This window comes from Bacillus sp. COPE52 (assembly GCF_003355115.1).
GTDB classification, from domain to species: Bacteria; Bacillota; Bacilli; order Bacillales; family Bacillaceae_G; genus Bacillus_A; species Bacillus_A toyonensis.
In genome coordinates this window covers 1,534,647-1,547,445 of the sequence record NZ_CP031292.1, presented here as the reverse complement: position 1 = coordinate 1,547,445, position 12,799 = coordinate 1,534,647, and the positions used below count along the sequence as shown (strand labels likewise).

Here is a 12,799-nt window from a genome sequence, read left to right as displayed (position 1 = left end):
CTTTTTTCATTTTTTGATATAATCACCTTTGTAAGTAATTCTTAACAAGTTGGGAGTGGACACACTATGACCATTCGTTACCCAAATGGAAAAAGGTACAATCAAGCTTCACTACCTCCTAAAACACCAATAAAAAAACATACTTATAGTAATAGAGGTATGTCCCTTGAAGAGGAATTGAATGAAACAAATCAATATTACTTAACCCATAATATTGCATGTGTACATAAAAAACCTACACCTCTTCAAATTGTAAAAGTAGATTACCCCGCTCGAAGTGCTGCAGTGGTAAAAGAAGCGTATTTTAAACAACCTTCTACAACGGATTACAACGGTGTATACAAAGGGAAATACATCGATTTTGAAGCGAAGGAAACAAAAAACAAAACTAGTTTCCCACTTCAAAACTTCCACCTTCATCAAATTGAACATATGAAGCAAGTAATTGCTCATAATGGAGTTGCATTTGTTATTATTAAATTTACACTTTTTGATGAATTTTATTTACTCGATGCGAAACATATTATTGCATTTTGGAACCGTCAAAATAATGGTGGGCGTAAGTCAATTACTAAAGAAGAAATAGAAGCGCATGGATCATTGTTATCATGCGGTTATCACCCTCGGATTGATTATATCCGTGTACTAGACACGGTTTATTTTTCGTGATAGAGTCATCACTAAGGCTCTTTTTTCGACTTTTGAGGGAGAGAATGAAAGGTAGGAGAAAGTATAATGTCAGATAATTATCGTTCTCGTACAGAACGAAATCATGCGAAAAATCAAACGGAAGAAACAAATAAAGAAAAAAAACCAAAGAAAAAAGGCTCCTTTTTTAAGAAGTTCCTTATAGGTTGTCTACTTCTTGGTATCGTTGGTCTCGTAGCTGGCGTTTCCGCTTTCTTTGTTATGGTAAAGGACGCTCCAAAATTAGACAAATCAAAACTTGTTAATCCTTTATCAACAAAGTTCCTTGATAAGGATGGGAAGTTTTTCTATGAATACGGTGCGGAAAAACGAACCCATGTTACTTACGATCAAATTCCAAAAGTAGTTGAAAATGCATTCCTTGCAACTGAGGATTCACGTTTCTATGACCATAATGGAATTGATTTTAAACGAACTACAAAAGCAGTTATGGAAAATGTCACTGGTGGTTTCGGTTCCCAAGGTGGTAGTACGATTACACAACAAGTAGTTAAAAACTATTTTCTAACGATGGAAAAAACCGCAAAACGAAAAGTGCAAGAATGGTACTTATCTTACAAATTAGAGCAACAATACTCTAAACATGAGATTTTAGAAATGTACTTAAATAAGATTAATCTAGGTAATCGCTCTTACGGTATTGCAACAGCGGCTCAAAAATATTATCAAAAAGATTTAAAGGACTTACAATTACATGAAGCTGCTATGCTCGCTGGCTTACCTCAAGGTCCTAACATTTATGATCCAACAAAACCAGAAAATGTTGAACGAGCAACAAATCGTCGTAATATTGTATTAACATTAATGAATCGACACGGCTATATAACAAAAGAAGAAATGAATAACGCAATAAAGATCCCTGTAACTGAGGGTCTAAAAAAATCAGAACTAACTGAAATGAAGTTTCAAGCATTTTTAGATGCTGTCGTAAAAGAAGTTGAAAAAGAATACCCTGATGTAAATATCGGTTCAGATGGTTTAACGATTCATACAACCCTTGATCAAGGTGCTCAAGAGTACGCTGAACAAATTATGGATGGCAATCTCATTAAGTATCCAAACGATCAGTTCCAAGGATCATTTGTATTTATGGATACACAGTCTGGAGAAGTTCGAGCAATTGGTGCTGGGCGTAAAGAAAGTAAGTCTACTTTCAAAGGTCATAATATGGCTGTTGATTTAAAACGCCAAGTTGGTTCAACAATGAAACCAATTTTCGATTATGGTCCTGCAATTGAAAACCTTCAATGGTCTACTTATCATCAATTAAATGACTCTGAATATACTTACTCTGATGGCACAAAGATTAAAAATGCTACCGGTAATTTTAAAGGTGACGTTTCACTTCGTGAAGCATTGAAGAAGTCATTAAACATCCCGGCTTTAAAAACAGCTCAAGCAGTCGGTATTCCTAAGGCAAAAGAGTTTGCTGAAGGTTTAGGCATGACGTTTAAAGATGGGATAGCACATGAATCTACTGCAATCGGTAGTAATGAAAGCTCTCCGTTAGATGTCGCTGGGGCTTATGCAGCATTTGGAAATGACGGTGTATACAATAAACCTCATTTCGTTAAAGAAGTTATTTTCCCAGACGGAAAAAAGAAAAGCTTTAAACCGAAAGAACAACGTGCAATGCACGACCATACAGCTTACATGGTTACTGACGTTCTTCGTGACGTAGTAAAACCTGGTGCCGGCGGTACAGGGCCAACAGCATATGTTTCTGGCTTTGACGTTGCTGGTAAAACAGGAACACAAAACTTTGATGCAAGAGATGTAAAAAAATATGGCATCCCAGCTGATGCTAACAGAGATAGCTGGTTCGCTGGATATACACCACAATATACGATGGCTGTGTGGACTGGTTACGAAAAGAATGGTCCAGAAAATTACATTAGCGATCGTTATACTAAAATTGCGCAACAAATGTTCCAAGTAATGATGAGCAAATTCGCTACAGATAAATCTCGTTTCGAACGCCCTTCTTCTGTACAAGAAATAAACGGCGAGTTATACGTAAAAGGTGCGAAAAAAGATGCAATTAAAGAAATTAAAGTAGATCCACCTAGTGGCCTTAATGTCGCTTTCGATGGCGCTAGTACAGTTACACTAAACTGGTCTGGCCCAACAGCAGTTGATGCTTATGCGGCAACTTATAAAGCTACAGACGGTTCTAGCGGTAGCTTATCAGTTAGCGGTACAACAGCTACTCTTGGTGGTATTAAGCCTGGTGTTACTTACAGCTTCTCTGTAGTAGCGAAAAAAGGTACTGGAACAAGTCCTGCAGTTGGTGCATCCTTCACTGCCCCTGGTGGAACTCCAGACGCTAAGAAAGCTGAGGAAGAGGCAGCCAAAAAGAAAGCCGAAGAAGAAGCTAAGAAAAAAGCTGATGAGGAAGCTCAGAAAAAAGCTAATGAAGATAAACTAAAACAAGAAGAAGCTCAGAAAAAGGCTGCTGAAGAACAGCGTAAACAACAAGAGCAACAAGAACAACAACGTAAACAACAAGAAGAGGCTCAAAAGAAAGCTGAAGAAGAAGCTAAGAAAAAAGCCGAAGAAGAAGCTAAGAAAAAAGCTGAGGAAGAGGCTGCTAGAAAGAAAGCTGAAGAAGAGGCTAAGAAACAACAAGAGCAGCAACAACAAAATACAGGTGAAGATACACCTCACGCAGACGGAAATGTTGTTACAACAGAGTCTTAATACAAAAAAAGAAGTCCTTTCTCTTAACGAGGAAAGGACTTCTTTTTTGTTATCATTTTCTTTACATATAACTTTTCTATTTCAATATACAACTGTGCTAACTGAATATAAGAATGATAATTATTTGGTTTCTTTATAATGAACGAATATCGCTCCATAAAATTAACTGGTTGTACTTCCAATTCACTCGTGTAATCTTCCATTTCATTCAAACTATGAACAGGTTGCTCATTTAGCCAATATACAATTGATAATAAATGTGCTGCAAAAAGAATCATCGGGCCTTCAGCTTCTTGTTTCTTTCTGTTTCGAAATAATGTGGCAATGTCTTCATGCTTATTTTTCCATACATTCAACATTACCAGAATACTGTTTTCAATTTCATTCCACGGCTCATATTGTCTTTCTATATCAAATATAAAGTAAGTATTTTGTATGATTTCTTCAAAAGATTGGTCTGTATGATACTTAATCGAATTTGCGTTTTTTTGAAAAAATGGTAAGTACCGAAATTCTTTCGGTACTCCTATAACTCGCTCCATCCTTTATTTCCCCTTCATTCGCTTCTTTCCTTCGCGACACACTTCTAGCAATCGACACTCTTCACATTGTGGTCGCTGCGCTTTACAGTGATAACGTCCAAAGAAAATCAAACGGTGATGTGTAACGCCCCATTCATCCATCGGAATTCTCTTCATTAATGTTTTTTCGACTTCTAATACAGAGTCTTTCCATCTACAAATCGCTAATCGTTTGCTCACCCGCTCTACATGCGTATCGACAGCAATTGCTGGTATCCCAAATGCTACCGATACTACAACATTTGCTGTCTTCCGTCCTACACCAGGTAACTTCGTAAGCTCATCTCGATCTTTCGGCACTTCTCCATTGTAATCATCTAATAACATTCGGCACAATTTTTGAATATTTTTTGCTTTATTTCTATACAATCCAATAGAACGTATATCTTGTTGTAACTCTTCTAGAGAAACACTTAAATAATCTTCTGGTGTTTTATATTTTTGAAATAAATTTTTCGTCACTTTATTTACAAGTGCATCTGTACATTGTGCAGATAATGCCACTGCAATTACAAGTTCGAATGGATTATCATGAATCAATTCACAATGTGCTTCTGGATACATATCCGCCATTGTGTCTAAACAATAACGAATTTGCGTTTTATTTAACATATACTTCCTCCTACATTACTGCTCCAACCAATTATAAAAAGGCACTTTCCCAGTAAATTTCGTCTCTTGTGTTGTTACTTGTTGCGCTCGTTGCTGATTTGCTCTAAATTTCCGTCCTTGATTTTGAGCTTGATCTACTGTTTTAATTCCATTCTTTTTCCACTCAAATAAAATACGATCAATATATCGGAAGTTCAGCTTACCGCTCATCACAGCTTCTCGTAGAGCCGCTTGAATTAAATTCGGATGATGTTGATCTTGATCCTCCCACATTCCTAATGTTTCACATTCAAATGGAGAAAGTGGTCTTCCGAATTCTTTTTCAAATACTGTATATAAATTTACTTGCAGTTGTTTTTTTTCTTTTTGTTCTTCCTCTATTGATTCATTCATTAAGAAATGCAATATTTTTTCCCATAGCGGTTGTAAAGAATAACTTTCACACATCATCGCTTCTGATCTTTGTCCACCTTCTAGTGATAAAAAACCTTTTTGAATCAATGTTTGAATTACTTCCATACATTTCATTTCCGCTATTGTCATTCGTTCGGAAATCTCCGACGGAGTCGGAAACGAATTTCCCGATTCTAAAAATGTATGCACATGAAGTAAAACCATAAATTCCGTTTCATTTAACCCTAATTTTTTATAATGCATCATAAGTAACTTGGGAATCGCAATGCTTCCCTGTTCAAACCACTGTAACATCATTTTCTTTTTCATCACCAAACACCTCGTTCTCTAGTATAACACACCTTTCGCTATTTCTTTTTGCCACAATTCGTCAAAAAAACCTCCCTATTATATAGAGAGGTTTTTTATTGTATTAACGAAATATACAATTAAGCTTTCACTTTACTTTTCATAAACGTATGAATGCGTTCTAATGCTTTCTCTACTTGTTCAAGAGATGTCGCATATGATAAACGAACGTTATTTGGAGCCCCAAATCCTGTACCCGGCACAAGAGCAACTTTTTCCTCTTCTAATAAAGCTTTCGCCCACTCATCAACTGTATCATATCCTGATAAAGCTACAGCCTCTTTTACATTAGGAAATAAGTAAAACGCGCCTTGCGGTTTAATACAAGTAAACCCAGGGATTTGAATTAATTTATCATAAATAATGTTTAATCTCTCTTCAAATGCTTGGCGCATTGTTTCTACAGGTTGTTGTGAGCCTGCATATGCCGCGATTGCGCCGTATTGAGCAATTGAAGTAGGATTTGACGTACTATGACTCGCTAAGTTCGTCATCGCTTTAATCAGCTGCTTATTTCCAGCTGCATATCCAATACGCCATCCTGTCATAGAATGAGATTTAGATACACCATTAATAATTAGGGTTTGTTCTTTTAATGCATTAGAAAGCTGGGCAATTGAAGTATATTCCGCATCACCATAAATTAACTTCTCATAAATTTCATCTGAAACGATTAAAATGTTATGTTCTAAACATACTTCTCCAAGCTGTTGTAATTCTTCTTTGCTATAAATCATTCCTGTTGGATTGCTCGGTGAATTAATAATAACTGCTTTCGTTTTCTCTGTAATTGCCTCACGCAACTGCTTTGCTGTAATTTTGTACTCATTGTCTTCTAAACCTTCTACATAAACCGGATTACCGCCAGCAAGCTTTACTTGTTCTGGATAGCTTACCCAGTAAGGAGTTGGGATGATAACTTCATCTCCTTCATCAAGCAACACTTGGAATAATGTATATAATGCATGTTTTGCACCATTACATACAATAATTTCAGATGGATCATACTGAATTCCTTGATCGCGCGTAAATTTCTTCACAATTTCTTGTTTTAACGATTGTAATCCACCTGTTGGCGTATATTTCGTATGTCCTTCTAACATCGCTTTATGCGCAGCTTCCATAATATGCTCTGGTGTATTAAAGTCAGGTTCTCCTGCCCCTAATGCAATTACATCATGACCTTCTGCCTTTAACGCTTGTGCCTTTGCTGTAATTTCTAAAGTTGAAGACGGTGTTAAAGCAGCTACTCGCTTTGCTAATTTCATTTGTAGTTCCCCCTACATCTATTTTTCCATGCTGTAAAGTCCGGCATATTCCCCATTTTGAAACTCTAGATAATAATACGTATAACGATCTTCCTGATCAATATATGTAATTTCCCACAACGGAATATCGTTTTCAGCACCTAATTTTACTTTTACAATCTGTTTTGGCTTCGGCTTCGGCTCATCGCCTTTTCCTGTTGCTTGTTCCGCCAACTTTTGTAAAGCTTCTTTCTCAGAAATGCCTTCACTCTTTTTCTTCACAAGGACATTTCCTTTTTTATCAGGTACCCAAACGATAGTTTGTTCTCCTTTTTCATCTACACCTTGTACGACTGTATATGCAGCTTTTCCGTTGTAATAATCAACAGATGTCACTTTTGTAAGCTTTGCTTTTTCTTTAGCAATTTCTACAGATTTCGACTCTTTGGGAATTTTCTTGTCCATCGCTTTATTATAAACATACGCCCCATATATTCCGCTAGCAACGATAACGATAATGATTGCAAAGATCCACTTTTTCATTGTATCACTACGTTCTGTAAATCGTAAATACAGCTGTTTCTTTGTCTTTTTCGTCTAATGCTAATCCGAACATGAGGTCCTGCTCTTTTAACGTACGATTCAAACTATCAACAATTTTATACAAATCTGACGAATATTTAATACGCGTCGTTGATAGTACTTCGATTTTCTTCTCCATGAAAAAACTCCTCCGTTACACAAAAATTTCTAATTATAGAAGAACGCAATGCGGTTACAATAAGAGTACATTCTTTACAACCCCTGCTTCATCACCCATCTATTATAGCAGGACATGTACAGCAAAAAAAGGTTTCAAGTCGAAAACCAATACATTTTGTATACAAGAAGTAAGAAAAATAAAATTCCTCCTACCCACATTTTTTACGCCTGAAGTTTATAAGTACTTCAGGCGTATTTTTCTTCCAATTTTTATTCATTTGACGGTTCTTCTAATTGCACCAACAACTCTTCTAACGGTCCTTCATAAAGAGGTACATTAGGAATTGATTGTAAAAATCTTTTTCCATAGGAAGAACTCGTCAATCGACGGTCTAACACTACTACCGTCCCCGTATCAGTATTCGTTCGAATTAAACGCCCAAATCCTTGTTTGAAACGTAATATTGCTTGCGGGAGCGCTAATTTTGCGAATACGTCCTCACCTTGATTTTTTAGCCATTCACCTTTCGCTTCCATCATCGGCTGATGAGGAGGTGTAAAAGGAAGACGGACAATGACAAGGCAACTCAAGGCATCTCCTGGAATATCGATTCCTTCCCAAAAACTGCTCGTGCCTAACAATATTGACTTGTCGAACTCTTGAAACTTTCGAATTAAGCGACTTCGACTCCTATTGTTTACACTTTGTGTTAATAATAGATAGCCTTCTAATTCATCATTGCTTTTCAAATTCGCATACGCTTCTTTCAGCATTTCATACGAAGTGAATAAAACGAGCATTCTCCCTTTTGTAACTTTTGCTATCTTGGCAATATGTTCCGATACAGATTCAATATATTCCTCATTACTTACTCGCTTAATAAACGGTACATCCGTTGAAACCATTAATTTCATTTGTTTCTCATAATGGAATGGCGATTGAACCTGTAAAGTATTTGGAGCAAAATCATGTAAGCCAAGCTCTTCTTTTATATAGTCAAATGTATCGTTAACTGTTAATGTTGCAGATGTAAAGATAACACTCTTTTTTTCTGTTAAAAATTCATCAGCAAACCTTTCACCAATATGAACTGGTTGCGCGTATAAAATGGTTGAATGAATCGTTCCTTTCGTCTCCGTCTCCATCCAAGTTACATATGCATTTTTTTCCAATATGAGCAACTGTAATGATTCTGCCATCTTTCTCAGTAACCCACTTAAATGCATAAATTCACCCGTAACAACATGCATTTCCCACTCTAACTTACTTTGCAATATATCTACTTGTTTCTCAAATATGGTCACTATTCTTCTTAATTCATATACAAAACGATTTGTTAACTCAACAATACTATCCCACAACTTACCTTGCTCTACTTCCGTGTTATATCGATAAATGAGCGGCATATTGTTTGTTCCTTGTTCTTGCTTTGTTTGTTTAAATATAAAAGTACGTAACATTTGGAATAGTTCATCCGCATCAAATTTAAGTTCCTTCAAACTATGGCTTATCATACGGAAAGTAGAACGAGATGCTTGCTCTGATTTTTTCATCATTTTATATACTTTAGAAAGCACATCATCCGTTTCTAGTGTACCAAGTCGAGATAAAATCAATTGAAAATACATACAAGAGAACTGCTCACCTAGTGTTCTACTCGCAGCTTCTTCAATATGATGAGCTTCATCAAAAATTATATGTTCACATGAAGAAAACAGTGGTTCTTCACTTGAAAAATCTTGAAATAATAATGCATGATTTGTAATAACGATATCTGCAAATAAAGCTTTATTTTTCGCTCGCTGATAAAAGCATCGACTAAACCAATTACTTTGCATACCGCCCGGACTATACGCATCACTACAAATACGATTCCAAAGTAACTTTCCGCCCTCTGGAATATTTAATTCATCTCGGTCACCTGTTTCAGTTTTTAATAACCAAACTAAAATTTTCGCCTTCGTAAGTGCCATATCGTAATTTTTTTCTTCCTCTTGCAAAGCATATTCAAATTTATGTAAGCAAAGATAATGCTTTCTCCCTTTTAGAAGAGCTGTCTCAAATGAAAATGGCATTATTTTTTGCAATAACGGAATTTCTTTTTCAAGTATTTGTTGTTGAAGTTGTACCGTTTGTGTACTGATAACGACAGGTTCTTCTTTTTTATTCGCAAAATAAAGACTAGGAAGTAAATAAGCAAGAGTCTTTCCCGTCCCTGTACCTGCTTCAATAAGAGAAAAACGAGAATCTCTTAACGCCGTATATATCTCTTTCATCATCATTTGCTGACTTTCTCTTCTTTCAAACTTCGGCATATGTAATTCCAGTTTATCCATCGTTTTATTCAAGAAAGCATCAAATTTTAATGAATATGTTTCTCCAAGACTTAAGGAATAGTTCCGTTTTCTCAGTGCAATATTGCGATACACTTCATATTCCGCTTTTATTTCTTTACCATGCATTACTTTCTTTAAAATATTTTCAGAAAGCACATCAGCTATATCACTTTGGAAAACATCACTCAATTCATAAAGTGATTGCAATGTAACAAGTGGTAATTTTTCAATTTCATTTAAAAATTGTAAAAACAACTCTGCTGTCGCAAGAGCATCACTATCCGCACGATGTGGTTGATCGTGTTCGAGTTCATGTTTCTTAGCTAAATCACGTAATTTATAACTATCGGCTGTTGGCAAAAGAATTTGTGCCAATTCAACCGTATCGATTTTAGGACAATGTATTTCTGTATATCCAGCCTGCCTTAATTCTTCGTTTAAAAAATTCCAATCAAAGTGAACATTATGCGCAACGAAAGCGGCACCTTGTAATAGCTCAACAATCATCGGGGCTACATCTTGAAATAACGGGGCTTGTTTTACAAGACTTTCATCAATCCCTGTTAATTCTGTAATAAATACGGGAATCTCTCTCTTTGGGTTAACAAAAGATGAAAAAATTTCCAATATCTCTCCATCTTCTACTACAACAGCTGCAATTTGGGTAATTTTATCTTTCCCGTCTTTCCAGGAGTTTCCTGTCGTCTCTAAATCAACAACGACATAACGTTTACTCATATATGTAACACCTCAATTTCTTACCTTTCAAACAACAATAATTCATATAATGTTACTATACCACGTTTTATCTCATCTTAATGAAAAGATGCACAAAAAAGCTATCTCCTGATATAGAGATAGCTTTCCTCTTTTATAATATTGTACCAGCCTTTTCAGCACCTAACATTTCAACAATTTGATTTTGATCGTCTAACACTGCAATTTTTGGTTCTTGTTTATGAACCTCTTCTTCCGTAACTAAGCCATAACAAATTATAATTACTTTATCTCCCGGTTGTACAAGCCTTGCTGCAGCACCGTTTAAACAAATAACACCGCTACCGCGTTCGCCTTTAATAACATATGTCTCTAAGCGCGCACCGTTATTATTATTTACAATTTGAACTTTTTCGTTCTCTACAATATTTACTGCATCCATTAAATCTTCATCTATTGTAATACTACCTACATAGTTTAAATTTGCCTCCGTTACAGTTGCACGATGTAACTTTGCTCTCATCATTGTGCGAAACATAGATGCTCCCCCTTATTTAACCGTTAATGTTATATTGTCAATTAATCTTACATTTTCAAACTTAACTGCAATAGCTAAAATGATTCTTCCTTCCATTTCCCCTACTATTGCCAATGACGGATATGCATATAAATCCGCATAATCTACAGTACCTTTCGTATACGTCTCAATATGTTCTTTCACAAGATTTGTAATGATTTCTGAATTACGTTCGCCTGCCTCAATTCTTTCTTTCGCTATACATAGACTGCGGTATAAATGAGAAGCCTCTTCACGTTCTTCTTGTGATAAATACACATTACGAGAACTTTTTGCTAATCCATCTTCTTCTCTTACAATATCAACTGGTACGATCGTTACTGGAATATTGAAATCAGTTACAAATCCTTCAATTACAGCAACTTGTTGTGCATCTTTCATACCGAAATAAGCACGATTTGGCATTACAATATTAAATAATTTCATTAGTACAGTCGCAACTCCAGAAAAGTGACCAGGTCTTTGTTTTCCACATAATACGTCAGTACGCTTTACAACTTCTACTGTTGTTGTTTGTTCTGCCGGATACATTTCTTCTACACTCGGATAAAATAAATAATCCACACCGTTTTCTTTTGCTACACTTTCATCTCTCTCAATATCACGAGGGTATCGCTCTAAATCTTCGTTCGGCCCAAACTGTAGTGGGTTTACAAACACACTTAAAACTACAATTTCATTTTCTTCTCTTGCCTTGCGTAATAAAGTAGCATGCCCTTCATGTAAATACCCCATCGTTGGAACAAAACCAATATTCTTTCCACTTGTACGAAGTTCGCTCGTAATTTGCTGCATCTCTTGCACTGTAGTTATGATTTTCATTACTGTTTTCCCCCGTATAACGCTAAGCATTCTTCTTCTTTCATTGTGAACGAATGTTTCTCTTCAGGAAATTGCCCTGTCTTCACTTCAGCAACATATTGAGAAATCCCACGTACAATTTCCTCTTGAACAGACGTATACTGTTTTACGAATTTCGGAACACGATTTACCCCATATGAGATGAGATCATGATATACAAGAACTTGCCCATCTACTTTTTGTCCCGCTCCAATCCCTATTATTGGAATTGTTAATTGCTTCGAAATTAATTCTGCTAACTGCATTGGCACACATTCTAACACAAGTGCTATCGCACCAGCTTCCTCACATTTCTTTGCATCGTCTATTAATTTCTTTGCACTTTCAGCATCTTTTCCTTGCACTTTATATCCACCCAATACTCCCACAGATTGAGGAGTTAAACCTAAATGCGCTACGACAGGAATTCCTGCATTCGTTAAATAATGAATCGTTGATATAACTTCTCCAGCACCTTCTACTTTTAGTGCATGTGCTCCGCTCTCTTGAACGATGCGGCGTGCATTCACCATCGTTTCTTGTAACGATATGTGATAAGACATAAACGGCATATCAGTTACAATAAATGTTTCTTTCGCTCCGCGGCGTACAGCTTTCGTATGATGAATCATATCCTCTACTGTTACAGGTACTGTTGAATCATATCCGAGTACAACCATCCCAAGAGAATCTCCAACTAAAATCATATCGACTTCAGCTTCTTCTGCTAATTTAGCAGAAGGATAATCATACGCCGTTAGCATCGTAATCGGCTCACCTTGCTCTTTCATCTTCAAAAAATCTGTTTTTGTTTTCAAAAACTACTCCTCCTTTATACAGGAGAGAGGCGATGGCCGAAATCATATAAAAAACCCCTCTGGCCATAAAAGGGCAGAAGGGTTGTGTGTTAGTCGGCATTATTCATCCCTCTGTCCCAGTCCGTTATTGGATCAAGGCAGAATCCAAGTTATTATTTTTTGTACTGCTTCGAATCATGGTGCAGTTCGCTCTGATAC

The 12,799-nt window shown here is 36.3% G+C and carries 12 protein-coding genes; 2 read left to right on the top strand and 10 right to left on the bottom strand.

Translation table 11 applies throughout. The features are described 5' to 3' along the window. The first annotated feature begins 66 nt into the window (after nucleotides 1-66). Both recU and DPQ31_RS07855 read left to right on the top strand, forming a co-directional pair. Nucleotides 67-669, top strand: a complete 603-nt coding sequence (gene recU, locus DPQ31_RS07860) for a Holliday junction resolvase RecU (protein WP_000155587.1) — start codon at nucleotides 67-69, stop codon at nucleotides 667-669. A gap of 66 nt (nucleotides 670-735) precedes the next feature. Further along, nucleotides 736-3,408 (top strand): PBP1A family penicillin-binding protein, encoded by a 2,673-nt coding sequence (locus DPQ31_RS07855; RefSeq protein WP_208731741.1) that lies wholly within the window; start codon nucleotides 736-738, stop codon nucleotides 3,406-3,408. A gap of 23 nt (nucleotides 3,409-3,431) precedes the next feature. Here the strand turns inward: DPQ31_RS07855 and DPQ31_RS07850 are convergent, their stop codons facing one another. The 10 genes from DPQ31_RS07850 to panB all read right to left on the bottom strand — a co-directional run bounded on the left by DPQ31_RS07850 (nucleotide 3,432) and on the right by panB (nucleotide 12,601). Next, nucleotides 3,432-3,950, bottom strand: coding sequence for a YpoC family protein (locus DPQ31_RS07850; protein ID WP_087970162.1), 519 nt, complete (start codon nucleotides 3,948-3,950; stop codon nucleotides 3,432-3,434). A 3-nt stretch (nucleotides 3,951-3,953) separates the two neighbouring features. Further along, complete coding sequence (nth, locus tag DPQ31_RS07845; protein ID WP_208731740.1) at nucleotides 3,954-4,601, bottom strand: endonuclease III; 648 nt, start codon at nucleotides 4,599-4,601, stop codon at nucleotides 3,954-3,956. Between the two features lie 15 nt (nucleotides 4,602-4,616). Beyond that, complete coding sequence (dnaD, locus tag DPQ31_RS07840; RefSeq protein WP_000728536.1) at nucleotides 4,617-5,324, bottom strand: DNA replication protein DnaD; 708 nt, start codon at nucleotides 5,322-5,324, stop codon at nucleotides 4,617-4,619. A gap of 119 nt (nucleotides 5,325-5,443) precedes the next feature. After that, nucleotides 5,444-6,631 (bottom strand): aspartate transaminase AspB, encoded by a 1,188-nt coding sequence (gene aspB, locus DPQ31_RS07835; protein ID WP_000761565.1) that lies wholly within the window; start codon nucleotides 6,629-6,631, stop codon nucleotides 5,444-5,446. A gap of 18 nt (nucleotides 6,632-6,649) precedes the next feature. Further along, nucleotides 6,650-7,153, bottom strand: a complete 504-nt coding sequence (locus tag DPQ31_RS07830) for a cell wall elongation regulator TseB-like domain-containing protein (protein ID WP_087970164.1) — start codon at nucleotides 7,151-7,153, stop codon at nucleotides 6,650-6,652. Between the two features lie 7 nt (nucleotides 7,154-7,160). After that, the gene (locus DPQ31_RS07825) at nucleotides 7,161-7,331 is read right to left on the bottom strand and encodes a YpmA family protein (RefSeq protein ID WP_000412179.1); all 171 of its coding nucleotides are present in this window, start codon (nucleotides 7,329-7,331) and stop codon (nucleotides 7,161-7,163) included. A 251-nt stretch (nucleotides 7,332-7,582) separates the two neighbouring features. After that, complete coding sequence (gene dinG, locus DPQ31_RS07820; protein WP_000044972.1) at nucleotides 7,583-10,387, bottom strand: ATP-dependent DNA helicase DinG; 2,805 nt, start codon at nucleotides 10,385-10,387, stop codon at nucleotides 7,583-7,585. A 133-nt stretch (nucleotides 10,388-10,520) separates the two neighbouring features. After that, the gene (gene panD / locus DPQ31_RS07815; RefSeq protein WP_000490175.1) at nucleotides 10,521-10,904 is read right to left on the bottom strand and encodes an aspartate 1-decarboxylase; all 384 of its coding nucleotides are present in this window, start codon (nucleotides 10,902-10,904) and stop codon (nucleotides 10,521-10,523) included. 12 nt (nucleotides 10,905-10,916) lie between these two features. Then, the gene (panC, locus tag DPQ31_RS07810; RefSeq protein WP_000692376.1) at nucleotides 10,917-11,765 is read right to left on the bottom strand and encodes a pantoate--beta-alanine ligase; all 849 of its coding nucleotides are present in this window, start codon (nucleotides 11,763-11,765) and stop codon (nucleotides 10,917-10,919) included. Continuing rightward, the gene (panB, locus tag DPQ31_RS07805; RefSeq protein ID WP_000851101.1) at nucleotides 11,765-12,601 is read right to left on the bottom strand and encodes a 3-methyl-2-oxobutanoate hydroxymethyltransferase; all 837 of its coding nucleotides are present in this window, start codon (nucleotides 12,599-12,601) and stop codon (nucleotides 11,765-11,767) included. Before panB ends, panC begins: the two co-directional genes overlap by 1 nt. Between the last annotated feature and the right edge of the window lie 198 nt (nucleotides 12,602-12,799).